At 64.5% G+C, this 23,686-nt stretch carries 17 protein-coding genes and 1 pseudogene; 5 read left to right on the forward strand and 13 right to left on the reverse strand.

Translation table 11 applies throughout. From position 1 onward, the window contains the following. The first annotated feature begins 236 nt into the window (after window positions 1–236). Window positions 237–2,381: a TonB-dependent siderophore receptor gene (locus KI797_RS08930; RefSeq protein ID WP_226172630.1), complete on the forward strand. Its 2,145-nt coding sequence runs from the start codon at window positions 237–239 to the stop codon at window positions 2,379–2,381. A 92-nt stretch (window positions 2,382–2,473) separates the two neighbouring features. Further along, complete coding sequence (locus KI797_RS08935) at window positions 2,474–3,265, forward strand: siderophore ferric iron reductase (protein WP_226173058.1); 792 nt, start codon at window positions 2,474–2,476, stop codon at window positions 3,263–3,265. A gap of 52 nt (window positions 3,266–3,317) precedes the next feature. Here the strand turns inward: KI797_RS08935 and KI797_RS08940 are convergent, their stop codons facing one another. Then, window positions 3,318–4,253, reverse strand: coding sequence for a LysR substrate-binding domain-containing protein (locus tag KI797_RS08940; protein WP_226172632.1), 936 nt, complete (start codon window positions 4,251–4,253; stop codon window positions 3,318–3,320). Between the two features lie 161 nt (window positions 4,254–4,414). Here KI797_RS08940 and metE point away from each other — a divergent pair, with 161 nt between their 5' ends. Beyond that, window positions 4,415–6,679 carry a 5-methyltetrahydropteroyltriglutamate--homocysteine S-methyltransferase gene (gene metE / locus KI797_RS08945; protein WP_226172635.1) on the forward strand — a complete coding sequence of 755 codons (2,265 nt, stop codon included), beginning with the start codon at window positions 4,415–4,417 and terminating at the stop codon, window positions 6,677–6,679. 365 nt (window positions 6,680–7,044) lie between these two features. After that, window positions 7,045–8,181, forward strand: coding sequence for an HPP family protein (locus KI797_RS08950; RefSeq protein WP_226172638.1), 1,137 nt, complete (start codon window positions 7,045–7,047; stop codon window positions 8,179–8,181). Window positions 8,182–8,211: 30 nt separating this feature from the next. Here the strand turns inward: KI797_RS08950 and KI797_RS08955 are convergent. Then, window positions 8,212–10,142, reverse strand: a pseudogene (locus tag KI797_RS08955) (amidohydrolase). A gap of 167 nt (window positions 10,143–10,309) precedes the next feature. On the opposite strand from KI797_RS08955, the gene KI797_RS08960 reads away from it, so the two are divergent. Further along, on the forward strand, window positions 10,310–10,984 hold the full coding sequence (locus KI797_RS08960) for a TetR/AcrR family transcriptional regulator (RefSeq protein ID WP_042649765.1): 675 nt from the start codon (window positions 10,310–10,312) through the stop codon (window positions 10,982–10,984). A 71-nt stretch (window positions 10,985–11,055) separates the two neighbouring features. On the opposite strand, the gene KI797_RS08965 is transcribed toward KI797_RS08960, so the two are convergent. From KI797_RS08965 to nrfA, 11 genes are all read right to left on the reverse strand, one after another. Beyond that, window positions 11,056–12,309, reverse strand: coding sequence for a D-amino acid dehydrogenase (locus KI797_RS08965; RefSeq protein ID WP_171268944.1), 1,254 nt, complete (start codon window positions 12,307–12,309; stop codon window positions 11,056–11,058). A gap of 153 nt (window positions 12,310–12,462) precedes the next feature. Next, the gene (locus KI797_RS08970) at window positions 12,463–13,983 is read right to left on the reverse strand and encodes a cryptochrome/photolyase family protein (RefSeq protein ID WP_171268945.1); all 1,521 of its coding nucleotides are present in this window, start codon (window positions 13,981–13,983) and stop codon (window positions 12,463–12,465) included. Further along, window positions 13,983–14,126 carry a DUF2256 domain-containing protein gene (locus tag KI797_RS08975; RefSeq protein WP_082030100.1) on the reverse strand — a complete coding sequence of 48 codons (144 nt, stop codon included), beginning with the start codon at window positions 14,124–14,126 and terminating at the stop codon, window positions 13,983–13,985. Before KI797_RS08975 ends, KI797_RS08970 begins: the two co-directional genes overlap by 1 nt. A 171-nt stretch (window positions 14,127–14,297) precedes the next feature. Next, window positions 14,298–15,218: a serine hydrolase gene (locus tag KI797_RS08980; protein WP_042649767.1), complete on the reverse strand. Its 921-nt coding sequence runs from the start codon at window positions 15,216–15,218 to the stop codon at window positions 14,298–14,300. 350 nt (window positions 15,219–15,568) lie between these two features. Beyond that, window positions 15,569–16,759, reverse strand: a complete 1,191-nt coding sequence (nrfF, locus tag KI797_RS08985; protein WP_226172641.1) for a heme lyase NrfEFG subunit NrfF — start codon at window positions 16,757–16,759, stop codon at window positions 15,569–15,571. Beyond that, window positions 16,756–17,331: a DsbE family thiol:disulfide interchange protein gene (locus tag KI797_RS08990; RefSeq protein WP_226172644.1), complete on the reverse strand. Its 576-nt coding sequence runs from the start codon at window positions 17,329–17,331 to the stop codon at window positions 16,756–16,758. Before KI797_RS08990 ends, nrfF begins: the two co-directional genes overlap by 4 nt. Next, window positions 17,328–19,289: a heme lyase NrfEFG subunit NrfE gene (gene nrfE, locus KI797_RS08995; RefSeq protein WP_226172646.1), complete on the reverse strand. Its 1,962-nt coding sequence runs from the start codon at window positions 19,287–19,289 to the stop codon at window positions 17,328–17,330. The genes KI797_RS08990 and nrfE overlap by 4 nt, the downstream gene beginning before the upstream one ends. A 174-nt stretch (window positions 19,290–19,463) precedes the next feature. After that, window positions 19,464–20,417, reverse strand: a complete 954-nt coding sequence (gene nrfD, locus KI797_RS09000; protein ID WP_226173060.1) for a cytochrome c nitrite reductase subunit NrfD — start codon at window positions 20,415–20,417, stop codon at window positions 19,464–19,466. Between the two features lie 90 nt (window positions 20,418–20,507). Then, window positions 20,508–21,188 carry a cytochrome c nitrite reductase Fe-S protein gene (gene nrfC / locus KI797_RS09005; protein WP_226172649.1) on the reverse strand — a complete coding sequence of 227 codons (681 nt, stop codon included), beginning with the start codon at window positions 21,186–21,188 and terminating at the stop codon, window positions 20,508–20,510. Further along, a complete protein-coding gene (nrfB, locus tag KI797_RS09010; RefSeq protein WP_226172652.1) occupies window positions 21,185–21,838 on the reverse strand; it encodes a cytochrome c nitrite reductase pentaheme subunit in 654 nt (217 codons plus the stop codon). Before nrfB ends, nrfC begins: the two co-directional genes overlap by 4 nt. 51 nt (window positions 21,839–21,889) lie before the next feature. Next, complete coding sequence (gene nrfA / locus KI797_RS09015; RefSeq protein WP_226172654.1) at window positions 21,890–23,332, reverse strand: ammonia-forming nitrite reductase cytochrome c552 subunit; 1,443 nt, start codon at window positions 23,330–23,332, stop codon at window positions 21,890–21,892. Between the last annotated feature and the right edge of the window lie 354 nt (window positions 23,333–23,686).

A 23,686-nucleotide genomic window follows, 5' to 3' on the forward strand; every position in this document is an offset into this window, starting at 1 on the left:
TGGCGAGGCCGCTTGCGGCTGATGGCCGACCCTCTGTGCGCCTGCCAAAGATAGTCATTTGAATTCATGGTCTTTTCCCATCGACATAAGGCGTCGTCGACTGAGGCTAATCTCGCCTGTTTTTCGCCTCTCTGCCCGCCAAGATGCCCCAAATTGTTAATTCAGGGGCAAATTAGCACAATAAAATGCAAATGATATTTGTTACTATTCACATGCAGTAAGCAGTCGAGGATCAGATGCAACTTGTTCACCCCCCATTGACCGTGGTCGCCGCGACCATCTCCACCCTGTTGGCAGGCTCTGTGCTGGCCGCCACGTCCGGTAGCCAGGACGCGGCGCTTGCCGACGAGACCCTGACCGTGCTCGGTCAGACCTATCGCAACACGGCGACCAAGACCCGGCTTGACCCCATAGAGACGCCCCAGGCGATCTCGGTCGTGGACAGCGAGACCCTGGAGCAGCGCGGCGTCAGTTCAGTGAGCGAGGCACTGCGTTACGTGCCCGGGGTTAACACCGAGCTGCGGGGCAGGGCGGTCAATCGGCTGGATCTGTTCAACATCCGCGGCTTTGACAACTACCAGAACTTCTATGACGGCCTGTTGCTGCAATACAGCGAGTGGAACCTGCAACCCCAGATAGATCCGGTGGCCATCGAGCAGCTGGAGGTATTCAAGGGGCCAACCTCGGTGCTCTACGGCAGCATGCCCCCCGGCGGCATGGTCAACCTGATCGCCAAGCGCCCCCAGCGGGAGAGCAAGCACAGCGTCAGCGTGGCGACGGGGACGGGCACCCTCAAGGAGATGACCCTCGACAGCACAGGCGCCATCAACGAGCAGCTCGCCTACCGGGTGGTGGGGCTGGCCCGCCAGAAAGATGGCCAGGCGGTGACCTCCGAAGAGGAGCGCTACGTCTTTGCACCCTCCCTGGACTGGCAGTTGAGCGACCGCACCCTGCTGAACCTCAACCTCTACTACCAGAAGGATCCGCAAGCCGGCATCTACACCACTGTCCCCGCCAGCGGCTCGGTCAAGAGCAACCCCTTGGGGCAGCTTGGCAGCGATACCTTCCTCGGCGACGAGAACTGGAACGAGTACAACCGGGACGTGACCCTGCTCGGCTACAAGCTGAGCCACGACTTCAACGCCAACTGGCAGGTGCTGCAAAATGCCCGCTATATGGATGCCTCCGCCTATCAGCGCAACACCTACAACGCGGCCCTGGCGGCGGACAACCGCACTCTGGCTCGCAACGCTTATCTCACCGATGAAGCGTCGAAAGGTTTTGTCATCGACAACCAGCTGGCGGGCAAGGTGCAAACCGGCGGTGCCCAGCACAACCTGCTGCTTGGGGTCGATTATCAATATCTGGACGCGCGCATCCTCTACCGGGACACGCTCGACTACTCTGCGCCCGCCATCGACATCTTCAATCCGGACCACAACCAGATCCGGCCGGATGCCCTGACCTTCTCCTATGAGGATCGCAAGACCATTCGCCAGTCCCAGACCGGCGTCTATCTGCAGGATCAGGTGCGCCTCGACCGGCTGGTGGCCATCGGCGGCGCCCGCTACGACAGCTACCGGATGGACACCGACAGCCGCGGCCTCTACCAGGGAGCCGCCAGCCAGTCCCTGGCCCAGATCGATCAGGACAACCTCTCCTTCCGCCTCGGCGCCCTCTATGAGCTGGACTATGGCTTGTCACCCTATGTGAGCTATGCCGAGAGTTTCGAGCCGGTGCCGGGGGCGGACAAGAGCGGCAAGGCGTTCGATCCCGCAACCGGCCATCAGTGGGAGGGGGGGCTCAAGTTCCTCTCCGAGGACATGAGTAAGACGGCTACGATCTCGGCGTTCCATATCACCAAGGAGAACGCCCTAGTGACGGATCCGGACAACGTCTACGGGCCCAAGCTGCAGACCGGCGAAATCGTCTCCAGGGGGATAGAGCTGGAAGGGCGCGCCAATCTCACCAGCCGGCTGGATCTGGCGCTGAGCTATACCCTTCAGGACATGGAGATCACCAAGGACACCACGGATCTGCAGGGCAAGACCCCGGTCTGGGTGCCTAGGCAGATGGCCTCCTTGTGGAGCAACTACCTGCCGGGCGGCAGCCTTGAGGGAATGCGGGTCGGTGCCGGTCTGCGCTACGTGGGGGAGGCCCAGCTCGATGCCGCCAACACCGACACAGTGCCGGATTATCTGCTGATGGACATGTCCGCCTCCTATGATCTCGCCGCCCTCAGCGCGAGCATGAAGGGGGTGGGGGTATCGCTTAGCGCCAGCAACCTGCTGAACAAGACCTACTACTCCTGCTACGACCAGAACAACTGCTGGTTCGGGGCTGAGCGCAATGTGGAGGCTCGACTCAAATACGTATTCTGACCTTGCACCCCGGACCTGCGCCGGGGCCCTCTCATCACGGGATACCGGCGCGTGGCGGCCCCTCTGGCAGCACCTCGTCTGGGTTTGGCAGTCTGCTCAACCACCGGCAGGCCCGCCACCAGGCGGACCATGATGCCCTGTTCGCCGCCGCCGAGCAGCTCATTCCCTCCCTCAAGGGGCGGCTGACGGCTGGGGATATGCCGCTGCTGGCGATGGCGGATGCCGACATGGCTCCCGGGGCTGTGACGCTGGCGCTGCACGAGCACTGGCGGCTGGCACATCCGGAGGCGGGCCCCGCCTATTGGCTGACCCGCAGCTGGAGCATGCTCTGCTGGCAGTCCATCTATCTCGCCATGGTGGCCGTCTATCGCGTCGGGGCCGTGCCTGCCCTGGATCGCATGGGGCTGGGCTATGGTGCCGGACTGGTGTCCGGTTTCAGCCTGCTGGCCCTGCCCATGATCAGGGGCGAGCGGGAGGTACTGATCGAGGCGGCAGGACGGCGCTTGCGCCGCCATTGGCAGGGATTGTTCGAGGCGATGGCCAGCGGGCAGCGGCTGAGGCCCGGCTTCGTGCGCCCGCTCCTGGCTGACGATCTGCTGGCGGCCCTGGTGCGGGTGCCGGATTTCTTCGACGAGGTGAGCCGCGAGCAGGTGGCGGCCCATGCGCCGCTCTGGTTGGCCGCCTGCGGCTTGCCTGCCGAGCATCTGGCGGGCTGGCGCCTGGCGGTGGAGCCGGCGGGTGAGACGAGCGCCGCTCCCGGCTATGTGCGCCAGCGCTGCTGCCTGCACCACAAGCGCAGCGACGGCAGCCTGTGCGACAACTGCCCAAGGCAGCAGGATCCTCAAGCCCGCTGTGGTGATGGGACGACGCAAGCACAGCAATAAACGGTTGAATGGCTGGCAAGGCCGCCCCCAGGGGCGGCTTTTTCATGCCCTGTCATTGCTCGGCCATCTGGGTGCGAATGCGCTCGAACAGGCTCTGCAGACAGGCTTGATCCTTGTCGGCGGCACGTACGGCGCCATACATATGGCGGCGGATCCCGGTGCCCAGAGGGCGCGCCTCGAGCAAGCCCTGGCGCACGAACTCTTCGCTGGCCCAGCGCGGCAGGGCGGCGACCCCGAGTCCGGCGGCGGCCATCTGCAGCATGACGGAGGTGTTGTCCACCGGCTTGCAGCGGGCGGGCTCCACCCCGGCGGGTTGCAGGAAGCGGCTGAATACGTCCATGCGTGCCCGCTCCACCGGGTAGACCAGCAGCACCTCCTGTTTGAGATCGTCAGGGGCTATCCGGGCCTGGTGACAGAGGGGGTGATCCGGTGCCATCACCAGGGTGAGATCGAAGGCGAACAGGGGCTCGAAGTGGAGATCCCCGCGCGCCTGCACGTCCGAGGTGAGCAGCAGGTCGAGCTGGCCGCCGAGCAGGGCGCTGATGGCATCGAAGCCGGGCACCGACTCCACCTCAAGGGCCACCCCGGGCCACTGGCGGCGAAAGCCCGGCAACAGCGGCAGCAGCCACTGGATGCAGCTGTGGCAATCCAGCGCCAGGTGCAGCCTGCCCGCATCCCCGCTGTGCAGGGCCAGCAGCTGGCGCTCGGTCTGGGCCAGGGCGGGCAGCACCTGACGGGCCAGGGCCAGCAGATGCTGGCCGGCCGCCGTCAATACCAGGGGGCGGCTCTTGCGCAGATAGAGCTCCAGGTTGAGGCGGGTCTCCAGCTCTTTCAACTGGTGGGAAAGGGCGGACTGGGTGAGGTTGAGGCAGAGCGCCGCCCCCGCCAGGGAGCCCTGCTCGGCCAGGGCACTGATGGTCTTCAGGTGCTTGAGATCGATGCCCGTGTTGGTGTTCTGATGGCTGGTCGACTGGTTGGGCACACCCATGGCACTGCTCCTTTGTGCGTCAGTTGAGGATTTCTTGAGAGCCAGTTGAAGAGGATTCAATAGCCAAGGCCACCTTATCTCGTCACTCTAGATGTGTAAACATCTGGATGGCTAAATCATCCAGTGTCCCATCAGATGAATGAGCATAAGGAATTGGACCTATGACACGAGCACACACCCTGGGCTTCCCCCGCATCGGCGCCAAGCGCGAGTTGAAATTTGCCCTGGAATCCTACTGGCGTGGCGAGACCACCCAGGCCGAGCTGGTCGCCGTGGGCAAGAGCCTGCGTGAGCGCCACTGGCAGGCGCAGCGCACCGCCGGGGTCAACCTGCTGCCGGTGGGCGACTTCGCCTGGTACGATCAGGTGCTCGGCACCAGCCTGCTGGTGGATGCCGTGCCGGCCCGTCACCGCCACGGCGACACCGATCTCGACACCCTGTTCCGGGTGGCCCGTGGCCGTGCGCCGACCGGCCCGGCTGCCGCCGCCGCCGAGATGACCAAGTGGTTCAACACCAACTACCACTACCTGGTGCCCGAGTTCAGCCGCGACCAGCGCTTCAAGCTGGGCTGGAGCCAGCTGTTTGACGAAGTCGAAGAGGCCAAGGCGCTGGGGCTGCCGGTCAAGGCGGTGCTGCTGGGCCCTGTCTCCTACCTCTGGCTCGGCAAGGAGAAAGAGAGCGGCTTCTCTCGTCTGGAATTGCTCGATCGCCTGCTCATCGTCTATCAGGAGATCCTGGCGAAACTGGCCGCACAAGGGGTGGAGTGGGTACAGATCGACGAGCCGGCCCTGGCGCTGGACTTGCCGGACGAGTGGCGTCTGGCCTATCTCAATGCCTATGAGCGCCTGGCCGGCCCCTGCAAGCTGCTGCTCACCACCTATTTCGGCTCGGTCGCCCATCAGCGCGACATCATCACCAGCCTCAAGGTGGACGGCCTGCACCTGGATCTGGTGGCCGCCCCCGAGCAGCTGGAGACGCTGGTCCCGCACCTGCCGGCTCAGTGGGTCCTCTCTGCTGGGGTCATCAATGGCCGCAACGTCTGGCGTGCCAACCTGGGCAAGCTGGCGCCGACGCTGAAAGCGCTGAAAGAGAAGCTTGGCGAGCGCCTCTGGGTGGCCTCTTCCTGTTCATTGCTGCACAGCCCGGTGGATTTGACCCTGGAGCACGAGCTGGATCCCCAGACCCGCAGCTGGTTCGCCTTCGCCCTGCAAAAGTGCTACGAGCTGGGGCTGCTGGCCGACTACCTGGATGGGGGCGAGCTCGACAAGATCGAGGCCTACAGCCAGCCCATCGTCGATCGGGAGTCCGACAGCCGGGTCCACAAGAAAGCGGTGCAGTCGCGGCTCGCCAGCCTCACCAACAGCGACTTCGATCGCCAGAGCGCCTACCCGGTGCGGGCCGAGGCGCAGCGCTCGGATCTCAAGCTGCCGCTGCTGCCCACCACCACCATAGGCTCCTTCCCGCAGACCTCGGACATCCGGTTGCTGCGCCAGGAGTGGCGGGCTGGTCGCATCGACGATAGCGCCTACGAGGCGGGCATCCAGGCCCAGATCAAGGATGCGATTGAGAGCCAGGAAGCCATCGGGCTGGACGTGCTGGTGCACGGCGAAGCCGAGCGCAACGACATGGTGGAGTACTTCGGTGAGCTGCTGGACGGCTTTGCCATCACCCGCTTCGGCTGGGTACAGAGCTATGGCTCCCGCTGCGTCAAGCCGCCGGTGATCACCCGTGATATCGACAGACCCACTCCCATGACGCTCGAATGGACCAAATTCGCCCAGAGCCTGACCGACAAGCCGGTCAAGGGCATGCTGACCGGGCCCGTGACCATACTCTGCTGGTCCTTCCCCCGGGAAGACGTGAGCCGCGAGCAGTCCGCCCTGCAGATTGGTCTGGCCATTCGCGACGAGGTGGCTGACTTGGAAGCCGCCGGCATCAAGATCATCCAGATCGACGAGCCGGCGATCCGCGAAGGGCTGCCCCTGCGCAAGCAGGATCACCAGGCCTATCTGGACTGGGCGGTGCGCGCCTTCCGCCTGAGCGCCAGCCCTGTGGTGGACAGCACCCAGATCCACACCCACATGTGCTACAGCGACTTCAACCTCATCATAGAGGCCGTGGCGGCGCTGGACGCGGACGTGATCACCATAGAGACGAGCCGCAGCCAGATGCAGCTGCTCGAAGCGTTCGAGCGCTTCAACTACCCCAACGAGATCGGCCCGGGGGTCTACGACATCCACTCCCCGAACGTGCCGAGCCAGAGCTGGATTGAGGACCTCATCCGCAAGGCGGCCAAGCAGATCCCGGCCGACAGGCTCTGGGTCAACCCGGACTGCGGCCTCAAGACCCGCGGCTGGGAAGAGACCACGGCGGCTCTCAAGGTGATGGTCGATGCGACCCGGGCGCTGCGGGCCGAGCTGGCCTGAGCCCCCAACAAACAACAAGAGAGTACGGGCATAACGAGAGAGGGAGGGCGCAAGCCTTCCCTCCTTTTTTGCATGACGGCCTTGGGGCCCTCAGGGGGGAGCGGCAGGGGAGTGCCGGTTGGCGAGTATGGTGCCGGGCTTTGCGGCCGGTGACGCGCCTGCGATGGCGCCTACCGCGCGAGCATCTCGGCCAGCCAGCGCCGGTCGAGGGAAATGGTATTGCGACCCCCGATCACCGGATTGAGGTGTACCGCGTCCGGGGTGCCGGGATCCTGAGGCCGCAATGATGCCCGTGCTGGTGCTGGGGGGTGAGAATTGGCTAGAATCACGCATTTGAAATAAATGTTATCGTCGGCGGGAGCAGGATGCAGTTCAGGGATTTTTTACCGGTATCTACCAATACCAGCCTCAAAGAAAGTTGTTACGGCGCCCTTGGCGCCTTCGTCGGATTGCTGGGCACCGCCTTGCTGTGCCAGTGGGGACTGGGACTCGAGGTGCACTGGCTGATCGCCCCCATGGGGGCCTCCGCCGTGCTGCTGTTTGCCGCCCCGGCGAGTCCTCTGGCTCAACCCTGGTCCATTCTGGTGGGCAACGGGGTATCGGCCCTGATGGGGGTGGTCAGTGCCAGCCTAGTGCCGGACATGGCGCTCGCCTCGGCCCTGGCGGTGATGCTGGCCATCGCCGCCATGTTCCTCACCCGCAGTCTGCATCCCCCCGGCGGCGCCGTGGCCCTGACCGCCGTCATCGGCGGTGAGGGGATCCGGGCGCTGGGGGTGGGTTATGTGTTGCTGCCGGTGCTGCTCAACTCCCTGCTGTTGCTGACTCTGGGGTTGCTCTACAACCGCGCCCTGGGGCGCCGTTATCCTCATGGCGGCAAGGTGGCGCCCAATCGCCACCAGACGGCGGATCCCCAGCCGAGTGCCCGGCTGGCCACCCAGGACATCGACTTTGCCCTGGAAAAGCATGAGGAGCTGCTGGACATCAGCCGCCAGGATCTGCAGGAGCTGCTGCAGGAGGCCCAGTTGCACGCCCTGCGGGGGCGAGTGGGCACGGTGCGCTGCCAGGAGGTGATGTCGCGGGATCTCGTCGTCACGGCGCCGCAAGCGCTCGCCATGGAGGCCTGGCACCTGCTCTCCCACCACCAGATCAAGGCGCTGCCGGTGGTGGACGAGGGAGACAAGCTGGTCGGCATCATCACACTGCATGATCTGATGATTGACCGGGTGGGCCGCCAGCCCAGGGCGCGAGCGGAGCTCGAGCAACTGACGGTAGCGGATCTGATGACCCGGGAGGTACACAAGGCGCGGCGCTACCAGCCCCTCTACGATCTGGTGGAAGCCTTCTCAGACGGCGGCCTTCACCACATGCCGGTGGTGGAAGGGGATCAGCTGGTGGGCATCATCACCCAGTCCGACATGGTGGCGGCACTCTTCACCCTGGCCCTGAAACCCGGGCTGACGGAGGACGAGTCGCCCCCTGTGAGCCATAAGAATGAGCCATAAGAAACGGGCCCCTCGCGGGGCCCGTGTCGTTCAGGGTTTGCGGTAGACGGTCTCCCCCATGAAGACCGTCTGCTCGACCCGGGTCTGTGCGATCTGCTCCGGCGTGCCGGCCTTGACCAGGGCGAACAGATCCCGGTCCAGCACGATGAAGTCCGCCGACTTGCCCGCCTCGATGGAGCCGGTGATCGCCTCCTGACGCACCGCTCTGGCGCCGTTGATGGTGTAGGCGGCCAGCATCTCGGTCAGCGAGGTGCGCTGACTGGCCCGGAAGTCGTCGCCGCTGCCGGCCGCCTTCATGATGCCGGCGGCCATGTTCTCGAACGGGCGCGGATCCCGGCTGTCCACCGGGGCGTCGCTGCCCGCCACCAGCACGGCGCCGGCCTGGCGCGAATGCTCTACCGGGTAGAGTGCATCATGGAGATAGCCCATGGGATCGTAGATGGCCTCGCTCAGGGACTGTCCCGCTCTGGTTGGCTGGATGAAGGGGCTGACCAGCATGTCATAGGCGAGCTGGGGCGTGGTCCAGGCATAGGTAAAAGTGAGGTAGAGGCCAAGCTCGCCGAGGCGTTTCTGATCGTCCGGGTGCACCACCTGCAGGTGGGCCAGGGTGTGGGGGATGTGGCTCTCCCCGTTGCTGGCGCGGGCCGCCTCCAGGGCATCGAGGGCCACTCGCGTGCTGCGATCGCCGATGCTGTGCATGTGAATGCCAAACCCGGCCCCATCCAGCGCCGTGAAGTAGCGCGCCAGATCCGCCTCCTTGTAGTTGACGATGCCGTTGCTGCCCGCATCCTCGCTGTCCGCTGTGATGCTCACCTCGCCGCTGGCAGGATCCAGGGCCAGATGCGGGTTCTGGTAATTCTCCAGCATGCCGGCATTGGGCAGGAAGGGAGGGCTGGTGAAGGGATCTCCCTCCAGCACACCGTCGAGGAAGATCTTCACCGTATCGGCCTTGATGAGGGGGTTGCCTGCGAAGGCGTCGCGCACCTGGCTCGCCTTGGCCAGGTGGCCGGCGATGTCCAGCTTGCCGCTGTAGTCATCCTGGTGGAAGCAGGTGGCGGCGGTGACGCGCATGTGCAGCAGATCCTGGTCCTGCATGTTGAGCAGGCGCTGTCGGATGAAGTCGTTGGCGCAGGCATCCTGCACGCCCGTGATGCCGCGGGACGCCATCAGCGCCGAGATGGCGGGGAGTATCTTGTCATACTGGGCCGCCGCCTGCTCGCCCTCCGCGCTCAGCACACCGGTGTCGGGGACCGCAATGGCGCTGCGTGCCGCGTCCCGGATCACGCCGCTCGCCAGATCCACATAGGGGATGAAGGCCTCGAACACGCCGCCAGGGGCCAGGGTGGTGGCATTGAAGCCGACCACATTGCCGTCTTTGTCCTGTGCCTGCGCCAGTGCCTGGGAGTTGTAGCCGCCGGCATGGCCGTCGACCCCGGCCAGCATCACGGGGTTGTTCGGCGCCGCCGCATCCAGGGCCGCCAGCAGGGTGGCATGGGTGGCGGTCGGGGTGTTGCCGTCATAGGGCGACCATTGGTTGACCACCAGCCAGTCCCCGGACGCCGGGGCGTAGCGGGCAGGCACTCACCGATCTTGGCCGCGAGTTGATCCAGGTTGACGCTCTGGCCGTCCAGATCGCACATGTCCAGCGCCACTGTGCCGAGCAGGTGGATGTGGTTGTCGTGCAGGCCAGGCAGCACCATCCTGCCTTGCAGATCCACCACCCGGGTCGCCCCGTTCTTCAGGGCCTCGGCCCCCTCGCGGGTGCCCACGTAGGTGAACTTGCCGCCTTGCACCACCATGGCCTCGGCCTGGCTGCGTTGCCCATCCTGGGTGTGGATCTTGCCGTTGAGATAGAGGGTATTGTCCTGTGGTGCTTCACTGCTGTCCTGCTGGCAGCCGAGCAGGCCAGTCACCAGCAGGGCGATGGCGCCCAGCCTGAGACGGGGGTGTTTGCTATCCATAGCGCGCTCTCCTTGGGTTAATTGCAGTTTTTACTGCAGATATGAGCACCTATGGTTATTGCAGCTATTCTGAAAAATGCCAGTTATTGCTGCACTTTTTTTGACTTGTGTTTATCTTGTCTCATCATGTAGTTATGAAAAACAGTCACCATGGCGGGAGAAACGGGATGGCGGAACATTGTTTGCCGGATGGGCTCTGCATGCGGCGTCAACCCAGGCAGCAGCGCAGTCAGGAGGTGGTGAACCGCATCGAGCAGGCGACCCTGGCTCTGTTGCGGGAACAGGGGTTTGCGGCCCTCAACACCAATGCCATCGCCGCCCGCGCCGGGGTGGGCATCAAGTCCCTCTATCACCTCTACCCCAACAAGGAGGCGATCATCTGCCAGCTGGCCATGGCGTGGCTGGCGGCGGTGTGCGAGGCGCAGGAGGCCATCCGCGAGCAGGCCGACAGCTGGCCGCAGACGCTCCTGCTGCTGGATGAGGCACTGGAGGCGCTGGACGATCGCTTCGTCGGCTATGGGGCGCTGTGGCAGGCGATGGATCTGATCCCCGCCCTGCACGGGGTCGAGCAGGAACACGAGGGACGCCAGATAGCCTTCTGGTCCGAGCGGCTGCGCCACTTTGGCTGCCGCTGGCCCGAACCCGAGCTCACCACCCTGGTGCGCTACTTCTACCGCACCGCAGACGTGGCCAAGCAGTGCACCAAGGGGCAGGGGGAGGCGGGGAGTGCGCTGTGGCAACTGCACCGGCGCTGGAGCGAGCAACTGATGATGGCGGCCATCGAGGAGGCGGATCCCGCCCGGGTCTGGCATGCCCTGCCCGGGTTGGTGCCCGCGGCCTGACAAGGCTTGGAGAAACGAGAGAGGGAGTGCCTGGCACTCCCTCTCTCGCATTGGGTGCTGCGCCATTCGGGCTAGCCGTAACGCGCCAGGGTCAGCCCCTCGTCGCTGATGGCGGGGGCGCTGCCCGAGATGAGATCGCTGAGCAGCTGGCCCGACCCCGCGGCCATGGTCCAGCCCAGGGTGCCGTGGCCGGTGTTGAGCCACAGACCCGGGATGGGGCTGGGGCCCACCAGGGGGGTGCCATCCGGCGTCATGGGGCGCAGCCCGGTCCAGAACTCGGCGCGGGAAAGATCGCCTCCCTCGGGGAAGAGATCCCTCACCACCATGGCCAGGGTGTCGTGACGTTTGGGGTTGAGCGCCAGATTGAAGCCAGACAGCTCGGCCATGCCGCCGACCCGGATCCGCTCATCGAAACGGGTGATGGCGACCTTGTAGGTTTCATCCAGCACAGTGCTGCGAGGAGCACCATTGGCGTCCGTCATCGGCAAGGTGAGGGAGTAGCCCTTGACCGGGTAGACGGGGAGCGCTATTCCCAAGGGCTTCAGGAAGCCGGTGCCATAGCTCCCCAGCGCACAGACGATGGCGTCGGCCTGGAAGCGCTGCTCGCCCGCGCGCACCGCCACGGCGCGCCCTTTGGCGAGCTCGATTTCGTCGATGGGGCAGTTGAAGACGAAGGTCACCCCGAGTTTCTGTGCCTCGGCGGCCAGGGCCTGGGTGAAGCGGAAGCAGTCCCCCGTCTCGTCCCCCGGCAGGCGCAGGCCCCCCACCACCTTGCCGCGTACCCGGGCCAGGGCGGGCTCCACCTCTTCACAGCCGCCTGCATCCAGGGACTGGTAGGGGACGCCGTACTCTTCCAGCACCTCGATATCGCGCTGGCTGGCGTCACGCTGAGCCTGGCTTCGGAACAGCTGCAGGGTGCCGAGCTGGCGCCCCTCGTAGTCCAGGGCCAGCTCGTCCCTGAGCACCTTCATGCAGTCGCGGCTGTATTCGGCCAGCCGCACCATGCGCCCCTTGTTGACCGCATAGGCCGCCGGGGTGCAGTTGGCGAACATCTTCAGCATCCAGCTCAGCTGGAAGGGATCCGCGGTGGGGCGGACCGTGAAGGGGGCGTGCTTTTGCAGCAGCCACTTGGCGGCCTTGAGGGGAATGCCTGGGGCAGCCCAGGGGGAAGCATAACCCGGGGAGATCTGACCCGCATTGGCATGGCTGGTTTCAAGCGCCACCCCGTCACGTCGCTCCAGCAGGGTCACCTTGTGACCGGCCTTGGCCAGATACCAGGCGCTGGTCACACCGACCACGCCACCACCGAGTACCACTATGTCCATCTTGTCTCTCCTTGACTGGGGCCTTCACCTTAATCAGCCGCCACAGGATATTCAACTGGTGTCGATGTCATTGGTGGTTATCGCTGTTTACATTTTTTTAACTAGCTCTCAATGTTGTGATTTTCTCTAGTTTTGGCATGAAATCCTGCCGCCTCAGAGGCACTCCAGGTGGAGCAGATGGTGCTCCGCCGTCGCCAGCATGGCCTGCCGCTGCGCCTCGGGTTGGCCGTCCCAGTTGGCATAGGGGAGGGCGAGGCGGGGATTGGCTCCCAGCTTGTCCCGATGGCGCCATAAAAAGTGCCAGTAGAGGCTGTTGAACGGGCAGCTGTCCGGACCGCTGCGTGCCTTCACCTCATAATGACACCCCTTGCAGTAGTGGCCCATGCGCGCCAGATAGGCACCGCTGCTGGCGTAGGGCTTGCTGCCCATCAGGCCGCCGTCGGCGAACTGGCTCATGCCGCGGGTGTTGGGCAGCTCCACCCACTCGATGGCATCCACGTAGATGCCGAGATACCAGGCGTCCACCTCGTCCGGATCTATCCCCGCCAGCAGGGCAAAGTTACCGGTCACCATCAGCCGCTGGATGTGGTGGGCGTAGCCGTACTCGAGGGACTGGCGGATGGCGTGGCGCATGCACGCCATTCTGGTTTCACTGCTCCAGAAGAAGCCGGGCAGGGGGCGGTCGGCACCCAGGAAATTGACGCGGCCATAGGCGGGCATCTGCTCCCAGTAGAGGACGCGGACAAACTCGCGCCAGCCGAGGATCTGGCGAATGAAGCCCTCCACCTGAGAGAGCGAAATAGTGGCCTGGTTGGCCCGCCAACGGGACTCGGCGGCGCGGATCACCTCGAGGGGGTGGAGCATCTTACTGTTGAGCGAAAATGACAAGCGGCTGTGAAACAGGCTCCAACCCCGCTCACTCAGGGCATCTTGATAGCGGCCGAAGTGGGGCAGGCCGTGCACCAGAAAGTGCTCGAGCAGTGCGCGGCTCTGGCGCCGGGTGACCGGCCAGGGCAAGGCGTTGGCATCGGCATGGCCAATGGTGTTGACTCCGTGACGAGTCAGCATGGCGTCGATCTCGCTCACCTCGTTGGCAAAGGTGAGGGGCGCCGGGATGGGCTGGTTGTCCGGCAGTCTGGCGCGATTCTCGGCATCGAAGTTCCAGCGCCCGCCAAGGGGTTGGCCGCCTTCATCCAGCAGCACCCCGTATTGTTTTCTCAGGGCGCGGTAGAAGAACTCCATCCGGCCGTGGGGGTAGTGCTGCCAGCCATCACGGGGGGTGAGAAAATGCTCGCTCTCCACCTCTTGGGCCGGGATGGCAAGGCCAGCCGCCCAGCTTTTCAACTGGCTGGCGAGGCGCCACTCGTCCGGGCTCTGCCAGGCAAAGCGCTCGGCCTGATACGCTTCGAGCTGGGCCGCCAGCAGGGTGGGCAGGTCGGGCCAGCGGGCGCTCTCATCGAGGGTCAGGTAACAGACCCGGTGGCCCGCCTGGGTGAGGGCGGTGGCGAAGGCACGCATGGCGGCAAAGAAGGCGAGCACCTTCTGGCGATGGTGGCGGCAGTAGTCCGTCTCCTGGCGCAGCTCCGCCATCAGGTAGCAGACAGCCGGATCCGGGGTGCGAAACCAGCTGTGGCCGGCGTTCAGCTGATCGCCGAGGATGAGCCGCAGCTCCATCAGACCGACTCTCCCTTATGACGGCGGCAACGCTCGCTGCAATAGCGCACCTCCTGCCAGCAGCGCGCCCACTTGCGCCGCCAGGCGAACGGGCGCAGGCAGACGGGGCAGACTTTCTCGGGTAGATGTGGTTTGCGGTGCATGTTCCGCCTCGTTCACTGGGTTGGCCGATCTCTGCCTGCATAACGAAGCGCAGTCAGGATGGGATCACAGTGCGATGGGAAAGGGGGCGTTCCGGGTTGCGTCAAGGGAGAGGCGCAATGAGAAGGCCCCCGCACCTGTCGGTGCGGGGGCCTCGTTGCTTGCCCGTATGATCACTGGTTGCTGAACAACTTGGCGGGGGGCGTGGACTGGGCGGTCAGGGTCATGCGGCCCGAGGTTTCCAGCCAGCTCTTGATCTTTCTGGCATCGGCCACCCGCTCATTGGTGGTGTTGGCGTGGAGCAGCACCATGACCACGGGCTCATTGTTGACCCGGGTTCCCATGACCAGGCAGCGACCTGCCTCGCGGATGTAGCCGGTCTTGGAGACCAGGATAGGCCATTCGCCTTCCCGGACCAGGCGGTTGGAGTTGAGATAGTGCAGCTGGCGCTTGCCGTTGCGTACCAGGCGCTGTTCGGAGGAGGTGTATTGGCGGATCAGCGGGTAGGTGGACGCTGCGGCGGCCAGTTTGGCGAGGTCGTGGGCGGTGGAGACGTTGCGCGGGTTGAGCCCGGTGCTATCGGCGAAATGGGTACTCCACATGCCGAGCATGCGGGCCTTGGCATTCATCGCCTCGATAAAGGCCTTGCGGCCCCCCGGGTAGTGCCGTCCCAATGCCGAGGCGGCGCGGTTTTCCGACGACATCAGGGCGATGTGCAGCATGTCGGCCCGACTCAGGCGCGAGCCGACGGCCAGGCGGGAGCCGGTGCCCTTGAGCCTGTCCACATCGTCCATGGTGACGGTGAGGGTCTCGTTGAGGCGCTGGTTGCCGTCCAGCACCACCAGCGCCGTCATCAGCTTGGTGATGGAGGCGATGGACATCACCCGGTTGGCGTTGCGTTCAGCCAGGATCTCGCCGGTTCGTGGATTGGCGACCACGAAGGCATCGGATCTCAGGGCGAGATTGGTGCGAGGTTCGAGCAGGCTGTTGGTGGAGGAAGAGGTCGCAGAAAACGGGTTGGCATGGGCGCTTTCCATGCTGGCGGGAAGGAGGAAGGCGCCGAGCAGCAGGGGAAGAAAAGGACGAAGGTTCATGGTTTGGCTCTACTACGACAGAGAGGGACATTTGGCTAAGTTATATGACGGTAATTGACGCTTCACAACGTCCGTGGGCCCGATATTTCAATTTTATGGGTTGGCGCACCTTGAAATAACCCGCATTGGGGCTATGGGCGCACCCAGGGGAGTCATGACGGACCGGCCTAGGTCCGTTGTGCTCCCGACACGGTGTGCACTATAAGCCGGTGATGGCCGTGCTGACGACTTTTTTCGCACCTCAGGAAGCATTGCCCCGTCGAAAACGCCATTAATGACCCTGATGGCGTGGAAACCAGCGCCAGCGCAGGGAGGAGGGACGTCGTTTCTTACAGCCGCCGGGCGCTGATTCAGCCCCCCATCATCCGCGCCGTCTGAATGGCCTGAATCAGCGCCGTCCGGTTGATGCGGGGTCGCTCCTCGTCCAGCAACTGCTGCCAGAGGGCGATGGCCCGGGAGTAGCGGCCGTGCAGGAAGTGATCGGAGGCGAGCAGCATCAGGGCGCTCACCTCACCCTTGTCCTGCTTGAGTGCGCTACCCAGCAGGCGCTGCGCCTCCGGGGTCAGCTGCTGGCCTGCCTGGTAGTAGAGCACGGTGGCCTGGGCGGCCTGGGTCGCCGCGCTGGCGCCTCCTTCTTGCAGGGCGAGGCGCTGGTAGGCGAGCAGGGCGTTGGCGTACTCGTCCCGATACAGATACAACTGGCCGAGCTCGGCCCAGGCCTCGAGATCGGCGGGGTTGGCTTGCAGGCGCTGGTGCAGGGCGCCCAGCGCCTTGTCCTGCAGATCCTGCGGGCTCAATCCCGCCAGGGGATCGGGGCGCGACTGATAAGCCTGCCACGCCTGATAGCGGCCGGTGCCGGCATAGATGCCGGCAACCAGCACCAGTAGCAGGGCCCCAAGCAGTATCCAAGAGCGCAGCCAGGGCAGCGGAAGGGCGGTGCGATCCCTGGCCAGCCGGTCGCGCAGAGTTTGCTCGGCGGTTGGGGTGGCATTGGCGAGGCGGGCCAGCTCCAGCTCACGGTAGAGGCGGCTGTGGGGGGCAAGCCCCGCCTGCTGCTCGGTCATGATCAGCCGGTTCAGCTCGGCCCTGGGGTTGTGGGCGAGCGCCCCCTCGGCTCTGTCGCCGACAAGCGGCACCCGCGCCGGTTGCCGGCGATGCAGGCTCCTGCGCAGGCGATTGAGGGCAAGCAACAGCAAGAGGGCGGGGCCGCCCCACAGCAGTGCCGTGCTGCTCTTGAAGGGGGGATCGTAGCGCACGAAATCGCCGAAGCGCTCCGTCATGCGGGCGATCACCTGCTCGTCGCTTTGCCCCTCGTCCACCCAGCGGTAGACCTCGAGGCGCAGATCCCGGGCGATGGGGGAGTTGGACTCCACCAGGTTCTGATTCTGGCACTGGGGGCAGCGCAGGGCGCGGGCCAATTCCTGAGCGCGGGTCTGCCGCTCGGGGTGGCGAAACTGATAGGTATCGACCCCGCTGGCAAGGGCCCCGAGGCTCAATGCCAGCAAGAGCGGCGCGATCAGGGCGTGGCCGAGACGGCTCATGGCTTGTTCTCCTGCACTTGCATATCCACTTCGGGCTGACTGGCGGTGTTACTGCGGGCCTCGGCAAGCAGGGGGGCAAACTGGCGCTGCCAGATCTCCCGGGTGAGCAGGCCGGTATGACGGGTCAGCAGGGTGCCGTCGCCGGCGAAGAGATAGGTCTCCGGCGTGCCGTAGACACCGAGCTCCAGTGCGAGTTGGCCGTCGGGGTCGGCCAGCACGGCGCGATAGGGGTTACCCGCCTGCGTGAGCCAGGCGCGGGCGGCATCTCCCTTGTCCCGGTAGTTGAGGCCATAGAGGGGCACGGCGCTGGCCAGATCACCCAGCAGCGGATGCTCGGCGCGGCAGTTGGGGCACCAGCTGGCCCAGACGTTGAGCACGAAGGGCTCCCCCTTGAGCGCCGCGGTGTGGATAGGGGCGCCGCCAAGCAGATCGTCACTCTGCCAGGCGGGCAGGGTGCGCCCTGCGACGGCCTCATCCTGGCTGTAGGGATTGTTGCCAAGGCCGAGCCAGAGCAGGGTACCGAGCCCCAGGGTGAGCACGAGCGGCACGAACAGGCGTAGACGGGCGTTCATAAGGACTCCTGTTCAAGCCGAGGGTAGGGGGCGGTAGCTGGCGCGGGATGATTAGCCAGCAGCGGCCGGCGGGCGAGCAGGCGCAGGGTGCCACCCGCCATCATCAACAGGCCACCGAGCCAGATCCAGCGCACCAGCGGCTTGTAGTGCAGCCGCATGGCATAGGCGCCGGGCCCCATCTTATCGCCGAGCACCACGTAGAGATCGCCAAGCATTCCCCACGCGATGCCGGGCTCGTTCATGTTCATGGTGCGCACGCTGTAGTGACGACGCTCCGGCGTCAGCCGCGCCACCTCTTTACCGTCCTTATGCACGCTGAGAGTGATGCGCTCGGCGGTGTAGTTGGGGCCGATGAAAGGCTCGCTCCCCTCATAGCGAAACTCGAAGGTGCCGAGGCGATAGGGCTGGCCTGCGGCGAGTACGGCGCCCCCCTCCTGGCTGTGGTGACTCACCTGAGCTATGCCGAGGGCACACACCGCTACCCCGAGGTGGGCCAGCAGGCTGCCGAGTCGATTGAGGGTGAGCTCACGCAGCGACGTCGGTTGCAAGAGCGGGAGCAGCAGGCTGGCCATCAGCCAGAGGCTCAGCACGTTGGCCGCGAGCCCCAGCCAGCCGCCCCGCAGCGGCTCGGGATAGGCGAGGCTCAGCAAGGTGCCCCCCAGCAGGCCGAACAGGCATGGGAGCAGCACCTTGATGCGGCGCTGGCCTGCCAGATGCTGCCAGCGCAGGCGCGGCAGCTGGGTCATCAGCGCCATCAGGCAGAGGGCCAGCGGCACGAAGATGGTATTGAAATAGGGGGCGCCCACCGAGAGTGAACCCAGATGGAGCGACTGGAACACCATGGGGTAGAAGGTGCCGAGCAGCACGCTGGCGCAGGCCACGCTGAGCAGCAGGATGGCTGCGCCGAGCAGCCCCTCTTTTGACAGCAAGCCAAAGCGGGCATAGGGGGCGCGAATGTCCGCCCGCAGGGCAAACAGGGTGAGGGCGCAGGTCAATAGCAAGCCGAGCAGCAACAAGAGGGTGAGGCCGCGGCTGGGGTCGACCGCAAAGGCGTGCACCGAGGTGAGCACCCCCGAGCGCACCACGAAGGTGCCGAGCAGGCTCAGCGAAAAGGTGAAGATGGAGAGCAGCAACACGGCGTGGCCGTAAGCGCCGCGCTTCTCGCACACCACCAGGGCGTGCAGCAGTGCGGTGCCGAGCAGCCAGGGTAAGAGGGAGGCATTCTCCACCGGATCCCAGAACCACCAGCCACCCCAGCCGAGCTCGTAATAGGCCCACCAGGAGCCCAGCACGATACCGGCGGTGAGAAACACCCAGGAGCCGAGCGTCCAGGGGCGGCTCCAGTGGGCCACGGCGCCATCAAGCCGACCCGAGTGCAGCGCCGCCATGGCGAAGGCGAAGTTGACCGCAAAGCCGACGTAACCGAGATAGAGCAGGGGCGGGTGGATGATGAGGCCGATATCCTGCAGCATGGGATTGAGATCGCGCCCCTCCAGCGGCCCCGGGAACTGGCGGTCAAACGGGCTGGAGAAGATCAAGGTATAGAGGCCGAACAGCCCGACGATCAGCCCCATGATGGCCAATACCCGGGTGCGGATCAGCGGATCGACCCGCTTGGAGCAGAGCGCGACCAGGGCGCCCCACAGCCCCAGCGCAAAGACGAAGAACAGCATGGAGCCCTCGTGGCCGCCCCACACGGCCGCCAGCTTGAAGCCAAGGGGCAGGGCGCTGTTGGCGTGCTGGGCCACATAGACCAGGGTAAAGTCATCCTGGCCAAAACAGCTGGCGAGCAGCAGCAGGGCGGCCAACAGCAGGAGCGCGACCAGGAGGGCCAGCGGTGTTGCGCAGCCGAGCAGCGGACGTGAGGCGAGCCGCAGCCCCAGCCAGGGCAGTAGCCCTTGCAGCAGGGCGAGCCCGGTCGCCAGCAACAGTGAGAGATAGCCGAGCTCCGCCAGCACACAACCTCCGGTTCAATCTTTGGATGTCATTCATGTCATGACACACACGCCGCATCTCCTCCCTTTGGTGGAGAGCATTGCCAAGCAACGGGTGTGGCATCACCAGAAATTCATTGGGCCAGCAACAAACCAGCGCCAGTCACCCGAGGGTGGCTGGCGCTGGTGATCATACCGTTATACGACCGTCATCTGGCCGGCATAAAGCACGAAGTAGCGCAGCAGCAGGATCCCCACCAGGGTCAGGCTGCAGACCAGCACCAGATAGCCGTTTTTGGCCCGCAGCGGCGCGGGGGCCAGCAGGGCCAGCAACTGGGGCAGCAGCATGCCGATGCCCACCACCCCGAGCCAGAACACCTGAGCCCAGAAGCCGCTGCCGATGGCGGCCCACATGGCTGCCTCCTTCTGGCCGCCACCAAAGTAGAGGCCGGTAAAGAAGCAGACCAGCAGCAGCACCTCTACCGCCAGTACGGGTCGCTCGAAGCCGTGCACAAAGCTCACCCCCTGGCTGTGATGGTTCTCCTTGAACAGGGTAACCGCCAGCAAGATGGTGGAGGCGATGCCGGAGCTGATGCCGGAGATGAGGAACAGCACCGGCAGTACCGGGTTGTTCAAGAGCGGATAGGTCTTGAGCGCCGACAGCAGAAAGCCGGTGTAGGCCCCCAAGAGCACGGCAAGCAGCAGCAAGAGCGGCGCCAGCAGCCGCTCGATGCGGGCAAGCCAAGCGATGAGATCATCCACAAAGGCGAACTTCTCTTGCAGCAGGTGACTGCGCAGGGTCTCGATCTCGGAGCGAAACACCACCGCCAGCCAGGCGAACAGCACCGCCATGTAGACCTGGAACAGCATGACCCCCATGGACATCACGGAGTCGAACTGGTAGTGGAACATCAGCTTCCAGAAGGTCCAGGGGCGGGCCAGGTGGAAGATAAGGATCAGTAACCCCAGCACCACGCTCACCGGCGCCAGAATGGCGGTCGCCTTGATGATGCCGCTCTCGCTGCCGGCCCCCTTGCGGCGCAGCAGCACCGAGAGGCTGGTGGCCCCGGCGGAGATGCCGAGCAGAAAGAGATAGATGGCGATTGGCCAGTCCCACACGAGGGAAGGGAAGTGAAATGCGTCATACCACATGGTCATTCCCTCCATTGGCTATTGCCGTGGTAGATGGCGATCGGACAAATCCCCACACCAGCGAGGGGAAGTGAAATGCCTCTTGCATGGTCATGACTTTATCTCCCCTTTGGGCACGCGGTACATCTTGGGCGAGGTGCCGAGTGCCTGCTTGTAGCGATAGGTGGTCTCCTTCACCAGCCGTTTGGCGATGGGGCTGTCCGGGTCATCCAGATTGCCGAACACCAGCGCCTTGGTGGGGCAGGATTCCACGCATGCCGGCTCCTTGCCCGCCGCCAGGTTGGTCTTGCGGCAAAAGTCGCACTTATCGGCAACCTTGGTCACAGGGTTGATAAAGCGCACCTGATAGGGGCAGGCGGCGAGACAGTACATGCAGCCGACGCAGAGATCCGGGTCCACGTCGACGATGCCATCCTCCTTGCGGATATGGGAGGCACCGGTCGGGCAGACGTGCACGCAGGGAGCGTTGTCGCAGTGCTGGCAGGACTTGCGAAAGAAGTGATAGTCGGCGTCGGGAAATTCTCCGATGGGGCCCGTACGGATGATCTCGAGGCGCGAGACTCCTTCCGGCACCTTGTTCACCTCCCGGCAGGCATCCATGCAGGCGGTGCAGCCGATGCAGGCCGTCTCGTCATGGAGCATGCCATAGCGAACCCCGTTGATGGTCTGGCTGTGGGCGAGGATGGCCGTGCCGGCGCGCACCGGGCCCGTCATCATGATGAGGGCTCCCGCGCTCATCCCCGCCATGAAGTCACGACGAGAACAGCTCATGGTGCCTCCTTGCCCGCATTGTTCGGCAGGCCGGCCACCTTGGCTTGATGCTGCTTGCTGTGGCAGTCGACGCAGAGCTTGATGCGGGACTTTTCCGGGATTTCCGCCATGGGCTCCTTGACCGGGTGCAACTGGTGGCAGCTGGTACAGGTGAGCTTGGTGGCGTGCACGTCGTGGGCCCAGAGCGCCTCGCGCAGCACTTTGGGCTCGTGGCAGCTCATGCAGACCCCGTTCTGCTCGGTGATGGGGTAGCTCTCGGTGCTCTGCTTCTCTGCCAAGCCGCTTTGCTTGTCTGCCAGGGCGCTTTGCTTGTCATTGAAGCTGTCGCTAAAGCGCATCACGTCCTTGACCCCTTCCCGGTGCAGGGAGGAGGGCTGACCGTGGCAGTTGGTGCAGGTGACCGGCGCCAGGTTGTTGGGGTTGGTCGCCTGGCCGTGCTTGCCGTGCATCCCCTCGGTCTGCTCCTTGTGACAGTCGGTGCAGGCCTTGTCGGGGCTGCGCAAAAATTCCACCTCGTGTGTGGCAGAGACAGGTGTGGCGGGGAGGGCCGCAGGGGCATTCGCCGCATCGGCGGCCTGGCCCTGCAGGCTGGTCAGCAGCATGGCCGCCATCAGCATCAGTCGTAAGAAATCCATCGTTAAATCACCCATAGGAAGCCTCCATCCGATTGCGGGCCCGACTCGGCGGGCCCGCAAATCTCGTCATTGTGCGAGCCGTCCGGCCGCTTTGGCCTCGGCATCCCAGGCGGGGACTGTGGTCTTGAGGAACTGGGCCTTGTCGGCATTCATCTGTTTCATGTCCATGCCAAGGGCGGCCTGGGCCTTCTCCTTGCTGGAGATGTCAGGAATGGCGATCTCGTGGCTGATCCCCTTGGCGGCCAAGAGGCGTGCCAGCTTGGTGCGGGCATCGGCGGCCTTGTCCAGGGCGGTCCCCAGCATGCGCAGCGCCACTTCCGGGGCGTGCATCTGTACCCCGTGGGAGGCGATGGAGAAGTCCCAGCGCCATTGAGCGTGACGGATGTCCTGCTGAATGTCCTTCATCTCGGCTTCGGTGGCACCGGCATCCCAGGCCGCCTTGGCCTCGAAGTGGGCGTGCACCAGCTGCTTCTCGACTTTGAGCTTGATCTCGGTCACTGCATCCTTGCGCTGCTGGACTATGCCTTGCAGCATCTCCTTGCTCTGGGTGTGGCAGTTGCGGCAGGTCTGATCGAAGCGATCGAAGGGGTTGCCCACCTTGTGATCGGTGTAGACCTTGCCCTGCTCGTTCTGCACCTTGGGCATATGGCAGTCGACGCAGGCGACGTTGTTCTGGCCGTGAATGCCGGCGCGCCAGGTCTCGTACTCGGGGTGTTGGGCTTTGAGCATGGGGGTCTTGGAGAGGGCATGAGTCCAGTCGGCAAAGCCTATTTCATCGTAATACTGCTCCATCTGCTCCACGGTGGTGCCCTTGTCCCAGGGGAATTTCACCGCCTTGGTGGGGCCGCTGAAGTAGTACTCCACGTGGCACTGGCCGCACACCTGGGACTGCTGATCGAAGCGCCCCTGCTCCTTGAATGGCTTGCCGATGGCGGTCATGGCGCGGTCGGCATAGGGACGGGAGAGGTGCAGGGCAGGCTTGCCTTCCTTGAACTCTTTCGAGGCGGTGTCGTGGCAGTCGGCGCAGCCGATGGTGTTGACGATCTCGGGACCGCCTTTTGCCCACATTCCCTTGAAGTAGCCATCCTCACCCTTCTCGTCGATGACGCGGGCCACGTCCGGGCCTTTGCAGCTCCAGCAGGCCATGGGCAGGGGGCCATCTTCGGCGGTCTTGGGGGCGCCGGTACGCAGGGTCTCGCGCACGTCGGTCAGCGCATAGAAGTGGCCGCGCGGCTTGTTGTAATCCTTGGAGAAGGGGTAGCCGGCCCAGAGCACCACCATCTGCGGATCGTCCGCCAGGGCGTCGGTGCGCTCCTTACTCTCGCTGGTGCCTTTCCAACTGCTGAACTGATCGGCGTGGTCCTTGGCGAACAGCTCGCTGCGCGCCTCGATCTTGCCTTTGGGGGCTGTCTCGTCTGCCTGCGCCAGCATGCTGGCGCCCAGCAGGGCAGTCAGCAGCAGGGCGGCCAGACCCGGCCGAAATGGCTTGTTGTGTGAACCCACGGTCATCACTCCCAGATAAATTGTCCATGCCGAGCCTGACCGTTCCATCTTGGTGCGTGGACATCTGTGCCCATGGTCGATGGGCATGGCAGGCTGATTAATTGTTATGACTGCATATAAAATGACTTTTATGCACTTGCTCGTGGAGATAATACCAAATGGGTAAAATGGATAATCATTTATCCCCCCGGGAGTTGCGCTAGATCAATTGGCATGGACGGCTAATGCAAAAAGTGAGATCCAGGTTGAATTATTGAGCCCAATCTAGCGGTTATCCCCATCCTTATCCTTTGATGACGCACTGCGACGAGCCAGTATCTCGGGGTGGAAGAGGCGTGTCTGGGTGAGGGCGAGTAGGGA

The organism is Aeromonas media (genome assembly GCF_020423125.1).
Classification (GTDB): Bacteria; Pseudomonadota; Gammaproteobacteria; order Enterobacterales; family Aeromonadaceae; genus Aeromonas; species Aeromonas media.

Coding starts and splice junctions, on each gene's coding strand:
- KI797_RS08965 (WP_171268944.1), bottom strand. CDS start 12,309: ATGGACATAGTGGTACTCGGTGGTGGCGTGGTCGGTGTGACCAGCGCC.
- KI797_RS08990 (WP_226172644.1), bottom strand. CDS start 17,331: ATGAACGCCCGTCTACGCCTGTTCGTGCCGCTCGTGCTCACCCTGGGG.
- KI797_RS08970 (WP_171268945.1), bottom strand. CDS start 13,983: ATGGAGCTGCGGCTCATCCTCGGCGATCAGCTGAACGCCGGCCACAGC.
- KI797_RS08980 (WP_042649767.1), bottom strand. CDS start 15,218: ATGAACCTTCGTCCTTTTCTTCCCCTGCTGCTCGGCGCCTTCCTCCTT.
- KI797_RS08940 (WP_226172632.1), bottom strand. CDS start 4,253: ATGGGTGTGCCCAACCAGTCGACCAGCCATCAGAACACCAACACGGGC.
- KI797_RS08930 (WP_226172630.1), top strand. CDS start 237: ATGCAACTTGTTCACCCCCCATTGACCGTGGTCGCCGCGACCATCTCC.
- nrfD (WP_226173060.1), bottom strand. CDS start 20,417: ATGTGGTATGACGCATTTCACTTCCCTTCCCTCGTGTGGGACTGGCCA.
- metE (WP_226172635.1), top strand. CDS start 4,415: ATGACACGAGCACACACCCTGGGCTTCCCCCGCATCGGCGCCAAGCGC.
- KI797_RS08950 (WP_226172638.1), top strand. CDS start 7,045: ATGCAGTTCAGGGATTTTTTACCGGTATCTACCAATACCAGCCTCAAA.
- nrfC (WP_226172649.1), bottom strand. CDS start 21,188: ATGAGCTGTTCTCGTCGTGACTTCATGGCGGGGATGAGCGCGGGAGCC.
- nrfB (WP_226172652.1), bottom strand. CDS start 21,838: ATGGGTGATTTAACGATGGATTTCTTACGACTGATGCTGATGGCGGCC.
- KI797_RS08960 (WP_042649765.1), top strand. CDS start 10,310: ATGGCGGAACATTGTTTGCCGGATGGGCTCTGCATGCGGCGTCAACCC.
- nrfA (WP_226172654.1), bottom strand. CDS start 23,332: ATGACCGTGGGTTCACACAACAAGCCATTTCGGCCGGGTCTGGCCGCC.
- nrfF (WP_226172641.1), bottom strand. CDS start 16,759: ATGAGCCGTCTCGGCCACGCCCTGATCGCGCCGCTCTTGCTGGCATTG.
- KI797_RS08975 (WP_082030100.1), bottom strand. CDS start 14,126: ATGCACCGCAAACCACATCTACCCGAGAAAGTCTGCCCCGTCTGCCTG.